Source organism: Streptomyces sp. NPDC126497 (assembly GCF_040302425.1).
GTDB lineage: Bacteria > Actinomycetota > Actinomycetes > Streptomycetales > Streptomycetaceae > Streptomyces.
In genome coordinates, this window is sequence record NZ_JBEORT010000066.1 from 18,846 (window position 1) to 38,830 (window position 19,985).

Consider the following 19,985-nt stretch of genomic DNA (forward strand, 5'->3'; position numbering starts at 1 on the left):
GCGCCCCTTCGGCGGACGGACGGGGCGGGCCGGAGCCCGGGCGGCACGGGATCACCGGACACCGCGGTCCCGGGACGGGACGATCGTCGACACGGGCACGGGGGTACTCCATCGCGGCTCAGCCGGGAGGCCGCCACGCGGCATCGTGCGCCCCTCCCCCTGCGGGGAGAGCCGGGATGCGACGGTGCGGACCCCCGGAACGAAACGGGGTGGCGCAGGTGCTTCGTACGTGGATCTGTGGTGCGGTCGTGGGTGGATCTGCCGTGCGGCACGGACTGCCCAGGTCGATGTAGTTCGAGATATCGGCCGGAGGCCGGTTTCCCAGACAGGAATGATTGAGGTATTGACGATGCATCGTCAATACTCCCTGCAGAAAAAGTTTCCGTTCTCTATCCGAAACTTTCGATCTCCCGGGGGCGCACGGTGAACCCCCGTCACCGTCCTCGTCGGAGGGCGCGGGACCGGAGCCGGAGCGGGCGCGCGGACGCCTCCTGCCCGGCTCCTCTTGGGGGAGGAACCGGGCATGGGGGGATCCGTGGCGTCGCGTCGGCCGGGTGGATCCCGTGGCCGCGGGCGGGGTGGCGGCGCGGTGGCGGAGCGCCGGAGGCCCGGGCGTCGATCCGTCGCTTCACGCGCGGATTTCCGCGAATGTTTCGATGTCGGTGGCGACGCGTGCGAGAGATGTCGACGGCCTGCGCTGGCTCCCCGTCATCGCGACGGGCGAGGGAGCCCGCGCGCCGGCTCCTCCGGCCTCCACGACGGCTCACGGGACTCGACGCCCTGACGGGGTGCCGCCCGGGTCACCCGTTCCCCCCGGCGCTGTCGTGCTTGCCGGCGCCGGGCCGGTCGTCGCGGTGCCGGCTGCCCGGCAGCATCTCCTGGACCTTGGCCTTGAGGCCCTGCTTCACCATGGAGCCGCGGTCGCTGTCCCCCTTGAGGATCGCGGTGGCCGCGGCCTCGATCTGGTCCAGCGAGGCGTGCGGCGGGATGGGCGGGACGGCCGGGTCGGTGCGGAAGTCGATGACGAAGGGCCGGTCGGCGGCGAGGGCCCGGTCCCAGGCGGACTCGACGTGCTCGGGCTTCTCCACCCGGCCGCCGTCCAGGCCGATGCTCCGGGCGATGTCGGCGTAGGGCAGGTCGGGGAGGGCTTGCGACTCCTCGAACTGGGGGGCGCCGGACATGGCCCGCATCTCCCAGGTGACCTGGTTGAGGTCGCCGTTGTTCAGCACGGCCACGATCAGCCGCGGGTCGGACCACTCGCTGTAGTACTTCGCGGCGGTGACCAGCTCCATCATGCCGTTCATCTGCATGGCGCCGTCCCCGACCAGGGCGATGGCGGGCCGGTCGGGGTGGGCGAACTTCGCCCCGATGGCGTACGGCACGCCGGGGCCCATCGTCGCCAGGGTGCCGGACAGCGAGCCGCGCATCCGGCCGCGCAGCCGCAGGTGGCGGGCGTACCAGTTGGCGGCCGAGCCGGAGTCGGCGGCGAGGATCGCGTCGTCGGGCAGCCTGCCGTCCAGGGCGTGCACGACGTACTCGGGGTTGACGGGATCGGCGCCGACGGCGGCCCGCCGCTGCATGACCTCCCACCAGCGGGCGACGTTCTTCTCGACCTCCTCCCGCCAGGTCCGGTCCGTCTTGCGGTGCAGGCGCGGCAGCAGCCGCCGCAGCGTCTCGCGGGCGTCGCCGACGAGGTTGACCTCGTTGGGGTAGCGCAGGCCGATCATGTGCGGGTCGATGTCGATCTGCACGGCCCGCGCCTGGTCCAGCTCCGGCATGAACTGCGTGTAGGGGAAGCTGGAGCCGATCGTCAGCAGGGTGTCGCACCCCCGCATCAGCTCGTAGGAGGGGCGGGTGCCCAGCAGCCCGATGGAACCGGTGACGTAGGGCAGGTCGTCGGGCAGGGCGTCCTTGCCGAGCAGGGCCTTGGCCACGCCGGCGCCGAGCACGTCCGCCAGCCGTTCGACCTCCTCGCGGGCGCCGCGGGCCCCCTGCCCGATCAGCACGGCCACCTTCTCGCCGGCGTTCAGCACGTCGGCGGCCCGCTGGACCTCCTCGTCGGCCGGGACCGGCGCGTACCGTCCCAGTCCCAGGCTGGAGGGCACCATCTTGAAGGCGTGGGTGGGCGGGCTGTAGTCCAGCTCCTGCACGTCGGCGGGGAGGATCACCGCGGTGACGGTGCGCCTGGCGTACGCGGTGCGCAACGCCCGGTCGATCAGGTTCGGCAGCTGCTCGGGCACCATGGCCGTCTCGCAGAAGTCCGAGGCGACGTCCTTGTACAGGCCGGCCAGGTCCACTTCCTGCTGGTAGGAGCCGCCCATGGCGCTGCGGTTGGTCTGCCCGACCAGCGCCACGACCGGCACGTGGTCGAGCTTGGCGTCGTAGAGCCCGTTCAGCAGGTGGATCGCGCCGGGACCCGAGGTGGCGGCACAGACACCCACCTTGCCGGAGAACTTGGCGTACCCGACGGCCTGGAAGGCGGACATCTCCTCGTGCCGGGCCTGGACGAACTTCGGCTCGTTGTCCGCGCGTCCCCAGGCGGCCAGCAGCCCGTTGATGCCGTCACCCGCGTAGGCGAAGACGTGGTCGACGTCCCACTCGCGCAGCCGCTGGAGGACGTAGTCGGACACCTTGGTGCCGGCCATACGGGCTCCCTTCCCGATCCCACTGGTGAACGGCCGTCCCCGGCGTCGGGACGCGTGGGGCACGACACTGCCTGGGTAACCGCGCGGGTGCGCGGGAAACGTCGCCCGCGGGGCCCGGCCCGGACGCGCGGACGTCCGGGCCGGTGGCGGGGTCACAGGGAGCGCAGCAGGGCGAGCGTCCGCTCCAGCTCCTCGCGCGGCGCGCCCCCGGCGGCCCCGGCGCCCCCCACCACCGCGGTCAGGAGGGCGGCGTGGCCCTCCTCGCCGTGGTGCGGGTCGTCGGAGCGCGGGTCGAGCAACTCGACCAGGTCGAGGAGCCGTTCCTCCAGGACCGGTACGAACCGGGTGAACAGGCCGGTCAGCACGGGATTGTGCGCCGCGGCGACCACGGCCGCGTGCAGCGCGATGCCGGCCTCGACGAACGCGGCGTTCCCGGCGGCCCGCGGACGCGGAGCGGACCCGGACCGCGCCCCGGAGCCGACCGTTCGGCCCCGCACGAGCCGGCGGCGAACGGCCTGCCGCTCGCGGGCTTGACCTTGACACGGTGACAGGGTGTCCCCTGGACGCAGGAGGTGGTTCCCATCAACCCGACAAGCGGAACCCCGCAGAACGCCCGCGTGGCCGACGCCCTGAGCGCCGGCGACCCGTCGGTCCGGCTCCAGGCCGCCCTGGCGGCCGGCTCCACGCCCGACCCCGGCCTCCTGGAGACGCTCGTCGAACGGTGCGCGGTCGAGCCGGACTTCTTCGTGCGCGACATGCTGTCCTGGGCGCTGACCCGTCTCCCGCCGGGGACCACCCTGCCCCGGATCCGCCGGGAACTCGCCTCCGAGCGGGCTCAGGCCCGCAGCCAGGCGCTGCACACGCTCTCCAAGGTCGGTGACCGGAGCACGTGGGACTGGATCACGCGCGACCTGCTGCGCGACGCCGACGACGAGGTCGCGCGGACCGCATGGCGGGCCGCGGTCGCCCTCGTGCCCGAGGACGGGAGGAGGGACGTGGCCGACGAGCTCGTCACGCAGCTCGGCCGCGGCGACCGCACGGTGCGGCTGAGTCTGAGCCGGGCCCTCGTCGAGCTCGGCGACGCGGCCGGGCCCGCCCTGGAGCGGGCCGCCACGAGTCCCGACCCGGCGGTGGCCACGCACGCCCGTGCCACCGGGCTGCTCCGGCGGGATCCGGAGACCGGTTTCGACGCGGCCGTCGAGGAGGCGAAGCGGATCGTCGCGCTCGGCCCGGAACGGGCCGCCGCCGCGGCCCCGCCGGGAGCCGCGGAGTGCTGATCGGTGAGGTGGCCCGCCGCTCGGGGGTGAGCACCCGGATGCTCCGGCACTACGACGCCCTCGGGCTGGTGCGGCCGACCGGCCGCACCGTCGGCGGTTACCGCGAGTACTCCGCCGAGGACGTCCGCAGGATCTTCCACGTGGAGAGCCTGCGGTCCCTCGGGCTCTCGCTCAAGCAGATCGGACACGCGCTGGAGGACCCGGCCTTCACACCGTCCGCCCTGGTCGGCGACCTCATCCGGTGGACGGAGGACCGCCTGGAGCGGGAGCAGGAACTGCTCGAGCGGCTCCGCGCCGTCGAGGCGTCGGCGCCCGCCGACTGGCAGGACGTCCTGCGCATCGTCGCCCTCATGCAGGGGCTCGGCTCGACCAGCGCCGCGCACCGGCAGCAGGCCGTCCTGGCCCGGCAGGGGAGCGCGCCGGTTCCCGCCGAACTGCTGGCCGGGGCGGTCCTGACCGAGTCCGACCCGCACGTCGCCGGCGCCCTGCGCTGGGCGCTCGCCCGGTCGGACGGCGACGGCGTGGCGGCACTGGCCGACGGCACGCGCGCGCGGGACGTGGACGTCCGGCGGCGCGCGGTGTCGGCGATCGCCGGCATGCCCGAGGCCCCGGGTGCGGCCGAGGTGCTCACCGACGCCCTGGAGGACCCGGACGCGACGGTGCGCCGGCACGCCGCTCTGGCCCTGGGCCGGCGTGGCGTGACCGCGGCCGTGCCGACGCTCGTCGGCATGGTGGTCGAGGGTTCCCGCGACGTCGAGGCGGCGGAGGCCTTGGGGGCGCTGTCCCGGGACCCCGGGTGCGCCGACCGGATCATGAGCGCGCTGGCCGGCGAACTGGCCGCGCCCACCGCGGACTCCGCGACGCGGATACGTCTGGCCCAGGCGCTGGTCGAACTGCCGGGGAGCACCGTGCGGGAGGTCCTGCGCCGGCTGGCCCGCGACGACGACCCCGCCGTCGCCCTCGTCGCCTCGGTCTTCGTCACGGTCCTCGACGAGCGGTCCCCCGAGGACCGGGGAGACGGGGATTCCTGAGGACCCGCGGCCGGGGGAGGGCCCGCGGCCGGCTCCGGGCGCGGGCCCGCGTTCGCCGGAAGGCCACCGCCGGCGCGGGTGAATTGCCCGGAGGACGGGGCGGCCGCCGGGCGCGGCGGTGATGATGGACCCATGGGGGAGAACCTGACCCGGCCCGCCCGCGACGGGCGTACGACCGGCCGGACGACACGCGCGGTGCTGCCGCCGGCGTTGCGCGGACGGCTCGGACCGATCGCCGGCCTCGCCGCGCTGGTGGTCGTCGTGCTCGGGGGCGTGCACGCCGGCGACAGCGAGCCCGGCGGGGTGGACGCACGGATCGGGGCGTGGGCGGACGGGCTGGGCCCGCCGTGGCGGCACGTCGCCCTGGCCACGGACTTCCTGGGGGAGCCGGTGGGAGCGGCGCTGCTGGTCGGGGCCGCCGTGGCGGGCTGTCTGCTGGCCCGGCGGCCTCGCGCGGCGGTGCTCCTGGTGACCGGCGCCGCGCTGGCCGTGGGGGTGACGACGCTGCTCAAGCCGCTGGTGGGACGGACCATCCACGGCGACCACAACCTGGCCTACCCGAGCGGGCACACCGCCTTCCTCACCGCGCTCGCCCTGACGGGGGCGCTGCTCGCGACGGGCCGGCTCGGCCTCGGCAGGACGGCCGGCACGTCACTCGTGCTCGCCGCGGCACTGGTCGCCGGCGCCGCCATGGGGTGGGCGCAGGTCGTCCTGGGCGCGCACTACCCGACCGACGTCCTCGGCGGCTGGTGCACCGCGCTGGCGGTGACACCGTCGGCCGCCTGGCTGGTCGACCGGGCGGCCGACGCCGGCCGGGGGAGGCGTCCCTGACGTCGCGCCGGGTCACGCCAGGCGGCGGAAGACCGGCTTCACCGGGCGCCCGCCCAGCCAGGGGGTGGGGTCACCGGCGTCCAGCGCCTTGCGGTACACCGCGCACGCCTGGGCCACCACGTCGACGGTGTGCTCGATGTCGGCGTCGTCGAGCGCGCTGCTCACCACGAACGACGGGGCCAGCACCCCGCCCTCGAGGAGCCGGCGCAGGAACAGCGTGCGGTACTCCTGCGACGGCCGCCCGTTCCCGTCGAGGGTGGCGAAGACCAGGTTGCTGGCCCGGCCCCGGACCACCACGTGGTCGCCGACGCCCATGGCGGCCGCGGCCTCGCGGACACCGGCGGCCAGCTTCTCGCCGAGGGCGTGCAGCCGCGCGGTGACCCCCTCCTCGGCGTAGGTGGTCTGCACGGCCATCGCGGCCGCCAGGGCGTGGGTCTCCGCACCGTGCGTGGTGGACAGCAGGAACACCCGCTCGCCGGAGTGGCGCAGCCCGCCCCGCTCCATCAGCTCGCGGCGCCCGGCCAGCGCGGAGACGGCGAATCCGTTGCCCAGCGCCTTGCCGAAGGTGGAGAGGTCGGGGACGACGCCGTACAGGCCCTGGGCGCCCGCCTCGGACCAGCGGAAGCCGGTGATCATCTCGTCGAAGACCAGGACGCAGCCGTGCCGGTCGGCCAGCGCGCGCAGGCCGGCCAGGTAACCGGGCGGCGGCTCGGTGTGGGTGGCGGGTTCGAGGACCAGACAGGCGACCTCGCCCGCGTACCGGGTGAGCAGTTCCTCCGTGGCGGCCAGGTCCCCGTAGGGGAACGTCACGGTGAGGCCGGTGGTCGCCGCCGGGACGCCGGCCGACATCGGCGTGGTGCCGATGAACCAGTCGTCGACGGAGAAGAACGGGTGGTCGGCGCAGAGGGCCACCCGCGGGCGCCCGGTGGCGGCGCGGGCCAGGCGCACCGCGGCGGTGGTGGCGTCGGAGCCGTTCTTCGCGAACTTCACCATCTCGGCGGTCGGCACCGTGGCCAGGAAGCGTTCCGCCGCCTCGACCTCGACGAGGGACGGCCGGACGAAGTTGCCGCCGCGGTCCACTTCCCGCCGCACCGCCTCGGTCACGCGCGGGTGGGCGTGGCCGAGGCTGACCGAGCGCAGGCCGGAGCCGTACTCGACGTAGCGGTTGCCGTCGACGTCCCACACGTGGGCGCCGCGGCCGTGGCTGATGACCGGCGCCAGGTCCTCGGGGTACTGGTCGTCGCCCTTGGCGTAGGTGTGCGCGCCCCCGGGGACCAGGGCGTGCAGCCGTTCGTTCGCCTCCCGGGACCGGGGCAGACGGAACTCTCCGGGGTCTTCGGTGGTCACGCGGGCCTCATCTCCAGGTGCTTCAGGACCTCGGCGAGGCTCGGCGCCTCCCGGTCCCGTGGGGACATCGATGCGACCGGCAGCGGCCAGTCGATGGCGAGCTCCGGGTCGTCGAAGCGAATCGTCACGTCCTCGGCCGGGTCGTGCGGCCGGTCGATCCGGTACGAGGTGTCGGCGGTCTCCGTCAGTGCCTGGAAGCCGTGCGCGCACCCCGCCGGGACGTAGAGGGTCGCCTGCGTCTCGCCGGACAGTTCGAAGGAGGCCCGGCCCAGGTAGGTCGGCGAGCCGGGCCGCAGGTCCACGACGACGTCGAAGATCCTCCCGTACGAGCACCGCACCAGCTTGGCCTCGCCGGCGCCGGAGCGCAGGTGCAGGCCGCGCAGCACGCCCCGGACCGAGCGGGAGAGGCTGTCCTGGACGAAGGCGTCCGGGTCCAGGCCCACCGAGCGGACCACGTCGGCGTCGAAGGTGCGGCAGAAGAAGCCGCGTTCGTCGGTGTGCGGCGTCGGTTCGAACAGGTACGCGCCGGCGATCGCCGGGACTTCGGTCGCCCTCAAGGTGTCTCCCGTACGGCGTGGGTGCGGTCGGTTGCCGGGAACAGGGCCGCCGTCAACGCGGTGAACTGGCGGTCGAGTTGCCCGGTGGTGAGGCGGTTGCGCTCGGTCAGGGTCCGCCGCAGCTCGGCGGACCGCTCCTCCAGCGCCCCGAACTGTTCGAGGAGCCGGTCGGCGTTGACCTCGCGGGCCGGGTGGCAGTACGCGTCCAGGCCCATCCGGGCCATCAGCGCGTCGCTCTTCGCCGCGTAACTGAGCGCGAGCGTCGGGGTGCCGGTCCTCAGCGCGCAGACCAGGTTGTGGTACCGGGTCGCCACCACGGCCTCGGCCGCCGCCGTCTCCCTCATCAGGTCGGCCAGCGAGGTGGCTTCGGCGGCGGTGACCAGCGGCGAGCCCACCGCGTCGAGGACCGCCTCGACCACCGGGGCGTCGCAGGCGTCGCCGGTGAGCAGCCGGACCGGTCTGCCCTCCTCGGCCAGCGCGCGCACGAAGCGGGTCACCCCGTCGAGGTAGCGCCGGTGGATCTCCTCGGCCCGGTCGCGGTCGTCGTCGCCGCCGTGGAAGTCCATGACGCCGACGCAGACCAGGCCGGGGGAGGTGCGCGCGGGCGGCGCCGGCAGGGCGAACGCCAGGTCGGGGTGGACCTCGTCGCGCGTGGTGTCCACGCCCATCGCCCGCATCGCGTCGCGGGACAGGGCGTCCCGGTACGACCGGTGGGCCGCCAGCCGCGCCGACCAGCGCACCAGGGCCCGGGTCGGCCGGCTGCCGATCGGGGCGGCGCCGACGCCGACCAGCGCCACCCTGGTGCCGAGCAGCCTGCCGCTCGCGCAGAGCAGGAACAGCGCATACGGGAAACCCCACGGCCGCAGCGGCAGCGTGGCCTCCAGGACGCCCATGCCCGGCACGATCACCACGTCGTGCCGGCGCACCCAGGCGGCGGTGCGGACGGCGTCGACGAGTTTGCCCAGTCCCTTCCCCGCGATCGCGCCCGCCCGCGACGCGGTCCGGTACTCCCCGCGGTACCAGTGCAGCCGCGTCGCGGGGATCCCGTACCGGGCCGTCACGGCCTCGGGCCCGCCGCACAGCGCGTCCACGGACGCCTCCGGGTGCGCGGCGCGCAGGTACCCGAGCACCGCCTCCAGCGACCCGTCGTTGCCGAGGTTGCCGGAACCGAGCAGGCCGAACACCCCGACGCGGGGGGCGGTCACGCCCGCCTCCCCTCACGGCCCGCGACGAGGGCGTCGACGGAGACGGTGAGCCGGTCCGGGTCGACCGGGGCGCGGTCCTCGACCCGCTCGCCGGCGCCCGGCCGGACCCGGCTGGCCATCCACGCGGCCAGGTGGCGGTAGCACGCGCGCCGGTCGGCCGGGGACAGCGGCGCCCGCCGGATCGCAGAGACGAAGCCCCAGACGTACTCGGCGAGCAGCCGGGGCGTCGGGTGCAGCGGGCCGGCCCGGCGCGGGTCCAGGTTGACGCACCGGGAGCGCTTGGACGGGTTGGCCCGCTCGGCGCGGGTGGGGTGGTCGCGGCGGAAGTACAGCAGCTCCGGCACCTGGTGGAAGGGCCCGTGCAGGGTGATCTCGGCGACGAACGTGCGGTCCGCGTGGTGGTAGCTGTCGTGCGGCTTCACCCGGCGCAGCACGTCGGCCCGCATCACCCCGTAGAAGTCGTCGCCGCCGGGCTCGAACAGCAGGCTGCGGAAGCGCTCCGGCGCGTGCGGCGAGGCGGTGGCGAGCCCGTACGGGTAGGGGACCTTCACCCGGCCGTCGGCGTCGATCACCGCCTGGTCGGCGTGGGCGAGGATCACGTCGGGCCGTTCGTCCAGCGCCTGGACGCAGCGCCGCAGCAGGTCCCGGGCGTACAGGTCGTCGTGCGAGGCCCACTTGAACAGCTCGCCGCGGCACTCGGTGAACACGTAGTTGTGGTTCGGCGCGGCGCCGATGTTCCGGGGCAGCCGGATGTAGCGGATGCGGGAGTCCCGCGCGGCGTACTTCCGGCAGATGTCCCGGGTCCCGTCCGTGGAGGCGTTGTCGGAGACGACCAGCTCGAAGTCCTCGTAGGTCTGGCCCAGCAGGGCGTCGAAGGACTCGGCCAGGTACTCCTCGCCGTTGTACACGGGCAGGCCGATGCTCAGCCGGGGGTGCGCGGTCATGACGTCCTCACTTCACGGATGGTGTCCTGGTGGTGCTCGCGCAGGGCGGAGCGCAGCTGCAGCCACCACACGGCCGAGCTGCAGACGGTCGCGGCGGCGACGCCCCAGGCCGAGCCGGCCGTGCCGGCCACGGCCGCCCCGCCGAGCCCGCCGGTGACGTAACAGGCGGAGGCGATCAGCTGGCTGCGCAGGCTGCGCCGGGCCGCGCCGAGCGCGCGCAGCCCTGCCGCCGCGCCGGTGCCGAGGCCGGCGCCCGCGACGCCGAGCGTGACGGGCACGACGAGCTCGGCGGCGGCGGCCCAGACGCCGCCGAGCACGGCTTCGCCGAGCCGGTCCGGCACCAGCAGCAGGGCCCCGCCCCACAGCAGGGCGGCGACGGCCTGTCCGCCGCCGAGCAGGAGGCAGAACCCGCCGAGCCGGTGCGGGGCCCGCCGCAGCACCCGCGCCGCCTCCGCGACGGTGACCAGCGACAGCCCCATCAACAGCGCGAGGAACGGGCCGAGCAGCAGCTCGGCCCCCCGGATCACGCCCACCGCGCCGACCCCGACGATCACGCCGAGCCCGTACGCCCGCAGCTGGCTCGCGCCGCTGTTGCTGACGTTCTCGACCAGGTACCGGTAGCCGAGGTCGCGGTGCTCGCGCACCCACGCGCGCGCTCCGGACGGGCGGGGCCGGATGCCGGACTGGAGGCAGCCGTACGCCGCGGCCACCGCGGCGGACCCGCCCCAGGCGAGCAGATAGGCGGACACACTGCCCACGCGGGCCGCCGCCGCCATGGCCGGGACGAGCGCGACGCCCCACACGACGTCGTTGACGAACGCCTTCCGCCCGGTGCCGGCGGCGAAGAACGCGAACCGCCACACGTCCTGCAGCAGCAGCCCCGGCAGGACGACGCCGAGACAGGCGAACGCCGTCCCCACCCGGCCGCCGAGGGCGAGACCGGCCCCCACGGACACCGCGCCGATGACGGCGCCGACGCCGAGCGCGGTACCCGACGACCGGGCCACCGCCTCGCGCCAGGACGCCTCCGGCACCCCGCTGAAGCGCACCACGAGCGGGTCGGTGGCCAGTCCGCGGGAGACGTTGAGCACCACGCCGTAGGTCACCCAGGCGAGGCCGAACACGCCGAACGCGGTCACCCCCAGCGAGCGGGCCACGTAGACGCCCACCACGAAGTTGCTCATGCTGGAGGCCGCCTGGTCGGCCAGCCCCCAGGACAGCCGCCCGAGGACGCCCCGCCGGGCGGACCCGGCCGGTGTCGTTGTCTCCCCCTCGGTGGTCACGGGCGTCATGCCTTGATCAGCCCGGCGCCGTGCAGGGCGTCGGCCGCGGCGGCGACGGTGTCGAACGGCAGGCCGGAGCGCTCGGCGACGTCCAGCAGACTGTGCTCGCCGTCGGAGAGGCTGAGCACCCAGAGCATGGCCATCTGCGCCTGCTTGGCGTCGCTGCGCCCGCCCAGCGAGTCGTACAGCCCGCGCCGGCCGAGCTGCGGTTCGCCGTACGGGCTGAGGTTGACGTAGCGCCGGTTGCGGTCCAGGACGGCGAACGCCTCGCGGCAGACGGCGAGCGTGTCCGCCATCGCCTTGGGGGAGACGAAGTCCGGGTTGTCCGCCGAGGTGTGATACTCGGGGTAACCGGCGTACGGGGTCCGGCTGAGCGAGCCCACGCCGAGATCGAACCCGGGCGAGCAGTACTGCCGCTCGTCGTAGCCGTACGGCGTGAACTCGAGGATGCGGTGCGGGCGTCCGGAGGCGGCCAGCACGTGCCGCAGCACCCGGTCGATCTCCGCGTCGCCGCGCCTGCTCCGCTTGTACGTCAGGTCGCCCGGGTCGCCGGCGCAGGCCAGCACCAGGCCGTGCCTGACCCGCTCCACCCGCTCCCGGTTGCGGGCCAGCCAGGTGATCGCCCCGATGGTGCCGGGGGCGAAGACGAACCGGTAGGTGTGGTGCGGCTGCCGCTCCGCCAGCGCCCGGGCCAGGAAGACCGCCACCGCGACGCCGGCCAGGTTGTCGTTGGCCAGCGACGGGTGGCAGACGTGGCAGGAGACGAGCACCTCGTCGGACACCCGCCCGGGGACCACGTGCTCGGCGTAGGTGAGGTGGCCGTCGGCGAGCGTGGAGTCGATGCGCACCTCGTACTCGCCGTCCGGCAGCGCGTCCAGGGTCTCCTGCGCCAGGCAGAACCCCCACTTCGGCTCGTAGTAGCTGGTGCGGTACGGCACCCAGCCCGGGTGCTCCGGCAGGGTGTACAGGTGCTCGCGCAGCTCGGCCAGCGGCATGGTCGCCGCCACCGGCACGCTGTAGCCGAGCACGTGCAGGCTGGACGCACGGAAGTCGACGACCCGGCGGCCGGAGGCGTCGGCGACGTACGCGTCCCGGATGTTCCACTCCTGCGGCACCGTCCAGTCGAGCACCTGCGTCCCGGTCGGCACCTCGTGCACCTCGAGCGGGACGTACTCGCCGACGATCTCCAGGGTGGCGCGCACCCCGTCGCCGGTGATGCTCCGGCACAGCGGGTACAACCGCTCCACCAGCGCGTGCATCTCCTCGCCGACCTCGGTCACCGGCGCCACCGCAGGGTGCCGTCGACGGACCCCGCGCCGGACTTCGCGCGCAGCACGGCGAGGCGGGTGAAGCGCCGCTCGAAGTCCTCCCGGGTCAGCCCGTGTTCCCGGTAGGAGTCGGCCAGTTCGAGCGCGCCCCGCTTCACCGTCCACGCGCAGTCGAAGCCGGGCACCGCGGCGCGGAACCGGGAGAAGTCCACCCGGTAGGACCGCGGATCGGCGCCGGTCTCCCCGGTGATCACCACCTCCGAGCCGGCCACCGCCTCGGCGACCTGCCCGGCGATCTCGGCGACCGTGACGTTGTTGACCTCGCTGCCGATGTTGAACGCCCGGTCGTGCACCGCCTCGCGCGGCGCGGTCAGCGCCGCGGTGAAGGCCTGGGCGATGTCGGCGGCGTGCACCAGCGGGCGCCAGGGGGTGCCGTCGGAGAGCACGAGCACCTCGCCGGTCAGCAGCGCGTGGCCCACCAGGTTGTTCAGCACGATGTCGGCGCGCAGCCGGGGCGAGAAGCCGAAGGCGGTGGCGTTGCGCAGGTACACCGGGCTGAAGTCGTCGTCGGCCAGCGCGTGCAGGTCGTCCTCGACCCGCACCTTGGACTCCGCGTACGGCGTCACCGGGCGCAGCGGGGCGTCCTCGCCCACCAGTTCGTCGCCGCCGGCGGCCCCGTAGACCGAGCAGGTCGACGCGTACAGGAAGCGCCGGACCCCCGCGTCGCGGGCCAGCCGGGCCAGCCGTACCGACGCGTGGTGGTTGATGTCGTAGGTGAGCTCCGGCGCCAGCGACCCCAGCGGGTCGTTGGAGAGCGCGGCCAGGTGGATCACGGCGTCCACCCCGGCCACGTGCTCGGCCGTGACGTCGCGCAGGTCCACCCGGTGCCCCGCCGGGTCCGCGGGCGCCGGGCCGAGGACGCAGTCGGCGAACAGGCCGGAGTCCAGGCCGACCACCTCGTGTCCGGCGGCCGCGAGGACGGGTGCCATCACGGTGCCCAGGTAGCCCTGGTGTCCGGTCAGCAGTACGCGCACAGTTCATTCCCCCAGGTCGAGAGTGAGTTTGGTGACGGCGAACGCCTCGGCGTAGCGGGCGTGGCACTCGATGCCGCGGATGCGTGCCAGACCGAGGAAGGCCTCCCGGTCGTACCAGGGCCGGTGCCGCTGCGAGGGATAGTGCTCCTGCAGCAGCCGCACCTTCCGTTCGGCGGTGTCCGGCGACAGCGGCTGGTACGCCGTCATGCGGCCGAGGTCGCCGTCCCACTTGACGATCTCGTAGCCGAGCACGAGGTGGTCGCGGAACGCGGTGGACATCAGCTTCGCCAGGCCGCGGTGGTCCTGGTGCGCGTCCTCGGTGCGCGGGGCCAGCACGAGGTCGGGATCGGTCCGCCCGCGCAGCTCCTCGACCGCGGCCTTGGCCTCCTCCCAGTGCGCCGGCATCCGGCCGTCCGGCAGTTTGAGCACGGTCGGCCGCAGGTCGGCGCCCGGGCAGAAGGCGGCGAGCGCGGCCCGCTCCTCCTGCTCCCGCTCGCCGCCGCCACCGGAGAGCACCAGCGCGTCGACGCGCAGGCCCGGCCGCGCCCGGCACAGCGTCAGCAGGGTGCCGCCGGCGCCGATGGCGATGTCGTCGCAGTGCGCGCCCACCGCGACGATCCGGTCCAGGCGCCCGGCCCCGAGCCGGATCACGCCCGCACCCCGGCGCCCGCGCCGTCCCGTTCCCACACGGCCCACGGGCGGTCGCCCCGGGCGTAGGCGGCGTCGAGCGCGGCCCGCTCCTTCACGGTGTCGGTCGGCTTCCAGAAGCCGCGGTGCCGGTAGGCCATCGCCCGCCCCTGCTTGGCCAGTCCCGCGCATCCGTCGGCGACCAGGTCCCCGTTCTCCGGGATGTGGTCGAAGACCTCCTGGCGGAGCACGAAGTAGCCGCCGTTCTCCCACAGCGGCAGTTCGCTCACCGCGGTGATGCCGCCCACCAGACCGTCCTCGCCCAGCTCCACGCAGTGGAACGACGACTGCGGCGGCACCACCATCATCGACGCGCCGGCGTCGCGCCGGGCGAACCGGTCGATCATCTCCGGCAGCGGCGCGTCGGTGAGCACGTCGGCGTAGTTGGCGAGGAACATCTCGTCGCCGTCCAGGTGGTGCCGCACCCGGCGCAGCCGCTCCCCGATCGGCGACTCGATGCCGGTCTGCGCGAACGTGATCGTCCAGTCCGAGATGTCGGTGGACAGCAGCTCCGTCCGCCCGCCCCGCAGCACGAAGTCGTTGGACGTCGTCTCCTCGTAGTTGAGGAAGAAGTCCTTGATGTGGTGGGCCCCGTACCCGAGGCACAGGATGAACTCGGTGTGCCCGAAGTGCGCGTAGTAGCGCATGACGTGCCAGATCAGCGGCCTGGGCCCGACCATCGCCATCGGCTTGGGCACGTCGTCCGCGGCTCCGCTGCGCATCCGCATCCCGTAACCGCCGCAGAACAGTACGACCTTCATCGCGCGACCTCGACAATGCTCAGTTCCGGGATGGGGAAGACCAGCCGGCCGCCCCACTCGTGCACGAAGGACAGCTGCTCGACCAGCTCCTTCCGCAGGTTCCACGGGAGGACGAGGACGTAGTCCGGCCGGTCGGCGGCTATCCGTTCGGGCGGCAGGACCGGGATGCGGGTGCCCGGGGTGAACCTGCCGTGCTTGTAGGGGTTGCGGTCGACCGTGTACGGCAGCAGGTCGGGCCGGACGCCGCAGTGGTTGAGCAGGGTGTTGCCCTTGCCCGGGGCGCCGTAGCCGACGACCGTCTCACCGCGCTCGGCCGCGTCGACGAGGAACCGCAGCAGGTCCCGGCGCACCTTGGCCACCCGGGCGGAGAACTCGGCGTACCCGGTCAGCTCCTGCAGCCCGGCGGCCTTCTCCCGGTCCAGCACCTCGGCCACCCGGCCGCTCGGCTCGCCGGCCGCCCCGGCCGGCCGGGCCCACAGCCGGATGGAGCCGCCGTGCGTGGGCAGCAGCTCGACGTCCACCAGCGTGAGCCCGCCACTGGCCAGCGCCCGGGCGGCGGAGGCGACCGTGTAGTACTGGAAGTGCTCGTGGTAGATCGTGTCGTACTGGTTCTCCTCGATCAGGGTCAGCAGGTGCTGCACCTCGACGGAGACCCAGCCGTCGTCGGCGACCAGGGCGCGCAGGCCCCGGGTGAACCCGACGACGTCGGGGATGTGCGCGTACACGTTGTTGGCCACGACCAGGTCCGCCGGGCCGTGTTCGGCCCGGACGCCGGCGCCGGTGTCCGGGTCCAGGAACGCCGTGAGCGTGGGCACCCCCGCCTCGCGCGCCGCGGCGCCGACGTTCACCGACGGCTCGATGCCGAGGCAGCGGATCCCCTGCTCCACCACGTGCCGCAGCAGGTAGCCGTCGTTGCTGGCGACCTCGACCACGAAGGAGTCGGGGCCGAGGCCCAGCCGCGTCGCGGCGCCGTCGACGAACGCGCGCGCGTGCTCCACCCAGGAGGTCGAGTAGGAGGAGAAGTACGCGTACTCGCTGAACGTGTCCTCCGGCGTGATCAGCGGCGGGAGCTGTGCGAGCCAGCAGTCGGTGCAGACCCGCAGGTGCAGCGGGTACGTCGGCTCCGGCCTGTCCAGTTGGTCCGCGGCGAGGAAGCTCTCGCACGGTGGCGTCGCCCCGAGGTCGACGACGCTCGCCATCGCTTCCGAGCCGCAGAGTCGGCAATGTGTCATCTACTGTCCCCATCCCCCCTGCCCGCGCGGGTGTCCCCGCCGCGGGCCAGTGCTGACCGACCCGCGATCGCGGTGCGGTACTCCTCCAGCAGGCGCTCCAGACCGACGGCCGGGCTGAAGCCCTGTTCGTAGCGGCGCCGGGCGGCCCGGCCCATCTCCCGGTTGCGGTCCTCCCCGGCCGTGATCCGGCGTAGGCAGGACGCCAGCGAGGCGGGATCGCCCGGCCGGTGCAGCAGCCCGGTCACCCCGTCCTCGACGAGTTCGGTGAAGGCGCCGTGACCGGCGGCGACGGCCGGGACCCCCGCCGCCATCGCCTCCACGACCACCAGGCCGAACGCCTCCAGCCACGTCGAGGGGGCCACCACGGCGACCGCCCGGGCGACGGCCCGCCGGCACTCCCCGGTGTCGTACAGGCCGACGTACCGCACGTCGTCCCGGCCCGCCGCCCAGGCGGCCACCTCCGGCTCCAGCGGTCCCGTGCCGGCGATCACCAGCGGCACGCCCGCACCGCCGCCGGCGGCGATCTCGTCCCACGCGGTCATGAGCAGCCGTACGCCCTTGGCCTCGGCGAGCCGGCCGAGGTAGAGCAGGTGCTCGCCGGCGCCCTCCCGGCGGACGCCCGGGTCGGGCACGAAGTTGTGCTTCACCGCCAGCCGCCCGGCCGGCAGGCCGGCCCCCACCAGGACGTCGCGCTGCGCCGCGGAGATGCACAGGAACCGCTCCACCCCGGACCACCAGCGCCGCCGGTTGACCGACAGGCTGACCGCGAGCGGCACCGTCGCCAGCCGGGAGTTCCGGTAGCAGCCGTGCCGGACGGCGGGCAGCGGCGCGGACCCCACGCACTCGGTGCACGGCCGGCCGTCCCGCTGCAGCGTGCCGGGCGGGCACACCTGGGTGTAGTTGTGCAGCGTGGCGACGGCGGGCACCCCGGCGTCGGCGCAGGCGGCCAGCACCGCCGGCGACAGCAGCGGGAAGACGTTGTGGACGTGCACCACGTCCGGCCGGTCGGCGCGGAGCCGGGCGGCCAGCTCCCTGCGGACCGCCGGGTTCCACGGCACGAGGAGCGGCAGCGCCGCCTTGCCCGGCAGGGACCTGGCGGCGATGTCGTCGCTGCGCCGCTCGAACACCCCGACCCGGTGGCCGGCCCCGCGCAGCAGCGCCACCTCCTGGTCGACCACCTTGTTCTCCCCGCTCGGCTGCGCCGAGGCGTAGTAGTTGTGCACCACGAGGACGTGCATGCTCAGGTCACCTCCGGTCTGCGGGCCCACGCCGGGACGCGCCGGCGGGGCGGTTCGGGCACCGAGGGCACCGAGGGCGCCGCGGGGGCGGCGGCCGCGGCGGGCGCCGCGAGCAGCGAGGCGGCCACGGCCAGGTGCAGCAGGTACGGCGAGGCGTCGCCCAGCCCGGCCTCGGTGTACGACGCCAGCGCGCAGTAGCCGATCAGGAAGAGCGCGCAGGCCCTCGACAGCGACGGCGGCCGCAGCAGCGCGACACCGCCCAGCACGACGACGAACGCCGCCACCAGGGTGACGCCGGTCACGCCCTGCTCCTGGTAGACGGCCAGCCAGCTGTTGTCTATGGGCAGCCCGCCGAACGACTTGTCGCCCAGACCAGCGCCGAACAGGTGCTCCGTGGTCGTCCGGTCCGCCGCCAGCAGGGCGTCCCAGACCTTGGCCCGGCCGGTGAGGCTGGTGAAGTTCTCCTGGCTCTGCCCGCGCAGGAACCACGCCTGCAGCGCGGAGCTGAACCCCACCGCGACCACGGCGGCGCACAGCACCGTCCAGCCGAAGAACCGGCGGGCGGCGGCGCTGGTCAGGACGAGCGAACCGATCGCCAGCGCCAGCCCGACGAGCAGTCCGAGGGTGGCCGTCCGGGTGTGGGTCAGCGCGAGCAGGACGAGCGCCGGCACCACGACCAGCGCCGCGCTGCGCCGGTCGGTCCGGCGGCCCAGGACGAGCAGCACGGTGAGCCCGGTGATCACCGCGGCGTACTGCCCGATCTGCGGCGGGGTGAGCGGCCACAACGCGCCGACCAGACGGCCGCCGTAGAGATCGGGGAAGGCGGCGCCCGGCGAGACCACCGCGCCGGCGGCCACCGACACGAGGACCGCGAAGTACATCCGGATGTGGTGCCGGACGAACGTCGTGCCGCCGTCCCACCAGCGGCTGAGCAGCCACAGCGTGCCGATGAAGAGGGCCAGCCGGGCGCAGCGGAACAGCGCCCCGAACCCGGACTCCGGGTCCGCGCTGGAGATCACGCTCGGCACCAGCAGCAGGGTGAGCAGGAACAGGTAGGCGCTCGGCCGGACGCGCAGCCGGAGGTTGACCGCGAGCGCCAGCGTGAACGCGGCCGCCAGCGCGCCCATGGTGACCATCTGGATGAGGGAGCGGGGGAGCGGGACGACGGTCTCCGCCCCGGCGGAGCCGAGGGTGTTGAGGACGAGCAGTCCCCAGACCGTCCCGACGGTCCTCGGCGTGCGGTCCGCGCGCATCTCAACCACCGTCCCGTGCGAGGAAGGTGCTGTCCGCGTCCTGCCGGTACGGCGCGCCCCGCCACTGCCCGGGGTCGAGCACCCGGCTCGGGTCGTGGACGACGAACTGCCAGGGGCCGACGTAGACGTTGTCGTGCCAGCGGTTGTGCTGCCTCAGGGTGATCGCCTCGGCCACCCGCTCGCCCTGGTACGGCGACCAGTCCGGGTAGGTGCCGTAGTTGGCCAGCACCGCCATGCGGTCGCACTTCGCCGTGCAGTCGACGACGGACTTGTCCAGCGCGAAGCGGTTGCCGTGGATGTCCACCCGCTGGGTCCGCCACCTGCAGTCGGCGTAGAGCGGCGCGGTGGCGATCGCCGGCGGGGCACAGCGGTCGGTGTCCTCCACCAGCAGCGTGCAGTCACCGGAGGAGGTGTTGGCCGGGCTGTTGCAGAACCGGTCGGCGTTCTCCCACAGGGTGATCCCGGACCAGTTGTCCTCCAGCACGTTCCGGTAGATCTCGATCTTGTCCGTGCGGGCCGGGACCCGTGGTTCGCCGCCGGACTCGGACAGGTAGACCGTCGCGAACGGGAAGGTGTCGCCGCGGTCGGCGTACGTGCGGCCCTCGACCCAGTTGTTCCGCCGGATCGTGTTCTTCCGGATGACCGCGTTGTAGCTGGTCTCGTAGATCAGGGCGGCGCCGTCGTTGGCCTCCAGCACGTTGCCCTCGATGCGGAAGTCGTTGTTGTTGGTGTCCGCCCACAGGCCGGTTCCGCGGTTGTCGTGCACCCAGTTGCCGCGTACGTCGGCGCCGTCGACGGCCCAGAACTTGACGCCTCCGGTGCAGCCGCAGCCCGGCCGCCGCCGCTCCCAGTCGTCGGTGTTGTTGCCCGTGATCTCGTTGCCCTCGATCACCAGGTCGTGGAGGGGGCCGTCGTCCTTGTAGGCGTTCATGCCGTACTGGCCGTTGTCGCGCAGGCAGGTGGCGCGGACCCGCTGGCGGGCGCCGGCCATCAGCCCGGCGCCGGAGTTGTCCCGGATCGTCGCGTGCTCGATCGTCCACCCGTCGGCCGAGTCGTGGTTGACCACGCCCTCGTCGTGCGGCGCGACGAACCCCCGCACGGTCAGGTGGCGGAGGGTGACGTCGCGGGCGGTGCCGCCGAACGCGTACTGGTTGGTCCTCCGGCCGTCGAGGACCGCGCCCGGCGCGCCGAGGTAGCTGTTCCCCTCCTTGGGGACGACCTGGGCGTAGCGGTCGGGAGCGAGCCGGTGCGTGCCGGGGCGGAGCCAGAACGTGGTGCGCGGGGGGTGGCTCCTGGTAGGACCATGAGCCGGTCGTTGGTGACCGGGTCCACGGCCACCTCGCCGGTCTGCCGGTCCCTCACCTTGACCTCGGGGAGCTTGGTGACCAGCAG

The 19,985-nt window shown here is 74.2% G+C and carries 18 protein-coding genes; 3 read left to right on the plus strand and 15 right to left on the minus strand.

Annotated elements, in window-relative coordinates:
- Window positions 1-800: 800 nt before the first annotated feature.
- The gene (locus tag ABTY20_RS24305; RefSeq protein ID WP_351999154.1) at window positions 801-2,645 is read right to left on the minus strand and encodes a thiamine pyrophosphate-requiring protein; all 1,845 of its coding nucleotides are present in this window, start codon (window positions 2,643-2,645) and stop codon (window positions 801-803) included.
- A 152-nt stretch (window positions 2,646-2,797) separates the two neighbouring features.
- The gene (locus tag ABTY20_RS24310; protein WP_502991877.1) at window positions 2,798-3,142 is read right to left on the minus strand and encodes an FCD domain-containing protein; all 345 of its coding nucleotides are present in this window, start codon (window positions 3,140-3,142) and stop codon (window positions 2,798-2,800) included.
- 120 nt (window positions 3,143-3,262) lie between these two features.
- On the opposite strand from ABTY20_RS24310, the gene ABTY20_RS24315 reads away from it, so the two are divergent.
- From ABTY20_RS24315 to ABTY20_RS24325, 3 genes are all read left to right on the plus strand, one after another.
- On the plus strand, window positions 3,263-3,922 hold the full coding sequence (locus ABTY20_RS24315; protein ID WP_351999155.1) for a HEAT repeat domain-containing protein: 660 nt from the start codon (window positions 3,263-3,265) through the stop codon (window positions 3,920-3,922).
- Entirely contained in the window at window positions 3,916-4,953 is a 1,038-nt protein-coding gene (locus ABTY20_RS24320) for a HEAT repeat domain-containing protein (RefSeq protein WP_351999156.1), read from the plus strand. The genes ABTY20_RS24315 and ABTY20_RS24320 overlap by 7 nt, the downstream gene beginning before the upstream one ends.
- A gap of 132 nt (window positions 4,954-5,085) precedes the next feature.
- Complete coding sequence (locus ABTY20_RS24325) at window positions 5,086-5,784, plus strand: phosphatase PAP2 family protein (protein ID WP_351999157.1); 699 nt, start codon at window positions 5,086-5,088, stop codon at window positions 5,782-5,784.
- 12 nt (window positions 5,785-5,796) lie between these two features.
- On the opposite strand, the gene ABTY20_RS24330 is transcribed toward ABTY20_RS24325, so the two are convergent.
- The 13 genes from ABTY20_RS24330 to ABTY20_RS24390 all read right to left on the minus strand — a co-directional run.
- Window positions 5,797-7,131, minus strand: a complete 1,335-nt coding sequence (locus ABTY20_RS24330) for a glutamate-1-semialdehyde 2,1-aminomutase (RefSeq protein WP_351999158.1) — start codon at window positions 7,129-7,131, stop codon at window positions 5,797-5,799.
- Window positions 7,128-7,688, minus strand: a complete 561-nt coding sequence (rfbC, locus tag ABTY20_RS24335; protein ID WP_351999159.1) for a dTDP-4-dehydrorhamnose 3,5-epimerase — start codon at window positions 7,686-7,688, stop codon at window positions 7,128-7,130. Before rfbC ends, ABTY20_RS24330 begins: the two co-directional genes overlap by 4 nt.
- Window positions 7,685-8,893 (minus strand): polysaccharide pyruvyl transferase family protein, encoded by a 1,209-nt coding sequence (locus ABTY20_RS24340; RefSeq protein WP_351999160.1) that lies wholly within the window; start codon window positions 8,891-8,893, stop codon window positions 7,685-7,687. Before ABTY20_RS24340 ends, rfbC begins: the two co-directional genes overlap by 4 nt.
- Window positions 8,890-9,837, minus strand: a complete 948-nt coding sequence (locus tag ABTY20_RS24345; protein WP_351999161.1) for a glycosyltransferase family 2 protein — start codon at window positions 9,835-9,837, stop codon at window positions 8,890-8,892. The genes ABTY20_RS24340 and ABTY20_RS24345 overlap by 4 nt, the downstream gene beginning before the upstream one ends.
- On the minus strand, window positions 9,834-11,129 hold the full coding sequence (locus tag ABTY20_RS24350; RefSeq protein ID WP_351999162.1) for an MATE family efflux transporter: 1,296 nt from the start codon (window positions 11,127-11,129) through the stop codon (window positions 9,834-9,836). Before ABTY20_RS24350 ends, ABTY20_RS24345 begins: the two co-directional genes overlap by 4 nt.
- The gene (locus ABTY20_RS24355) at window positions 11,126-12,409 is read right to left on the minus strand and encodes a DUF4910 domain-containing protein (protein WP_351999163.1); all 1,284 of its coding nucleotides are present in this window, start codon (window positions 12,407-12,409) and stop codon (window positions 11,126-11,128) included. The genes ABTY20_RS24350 and ABTY20_RS24355 overlap by 4 nt, the downstream gene beginning before the upstream one ends.
- Window positions 12,397-13,422, minus strand: coding sequence for an NAD-dependent epimerase/dehydratase family protein (locus ABTY20_RS24360; RefSeq protein ID WP_351999164.1), 1,026 nt, complete (start codon window positions 13,420-13,422; stop codon window positions 12,397-12,399). The genes ABTY20_RS24355 and ABTY20_RS24360 overlap by 13 nt, the downstream gene beginning before the upstream one ends.
- A 3-nt stretch (window positions 13,423-13,425) precedes the next feature.
- Entirely contained in the window at window positions 13,426-14,073 is a 648-nt protein-coding gene (locus tag ABTY20_RS24365) for a PIG-L deacetylase family protein (protein WP_351999165.1), read from the minus strand.
- A complete protein-coding gene (locus ABTY20_RS24370) occupies window positions 14,070-14,870 on the minus strand; it encodes a glycosyltransferase family protein (RefSeq protein WP_351999166.1) in 801 nt (266 codons plus the stop codon). Before ABTY20_RS24370 ends, ABTY20_RS24365 begins: the two co-directional genes overlap by 4 nt.
- On the minus strand, window positions 14,867-16,102 hold the full coding sequence (locus ABTY20_RS24375; protein ID WP_351999167.1) for a class I SAM-dependent methyltransferase: 1,236 nt from the start codon (window positions 16,100-16,102) through the stop codon (window positions 14,867-14,869). The genes ABTY20_RS24370 and ABTY20_RS24375 overlap by 4 nt, the downstream gene beginning before the upstream one ends.
- The gene (locus ABTY20_RS24380; RefSeq protein WP_351999168.1) at window positions 16,099-17,340 is read right to left on the minus strand and encodes a glycosyltransferase; all 1,242 of its coding nucleotides are present in this window, start codon (window positions 17,338-17,340) and stop codon (window positions 16,099-16,101) included. Before ABTY20_RS24380 ends, ABTY20_RS24375 begins: the two co-directional genes overlap by 4 nt.
- Window positions 17,341-17,342: 2 nt before the next feature.
- A complete protein-coding gene (locus ABTY20_RS24385) occupies window positions 17,343-18,593 on the minus strand; it encodes an O-antigen ligase domain-containing protein (RefSeq protein WP_351999169.1) in 1,251 nt (416 codons plus the stop codon).
- Window position 18,594: 1 nt separating this feature from the next.
- Window positions 18,595-19,985, minus strand: a 1,391-nt coding sequence (locus ABTY20_RS24390; protein ID WP_351999170.1) for a right-handed parallel beta-helix repeat-containing protein, incomplete at its 5' end; no start/stop codon positions are given.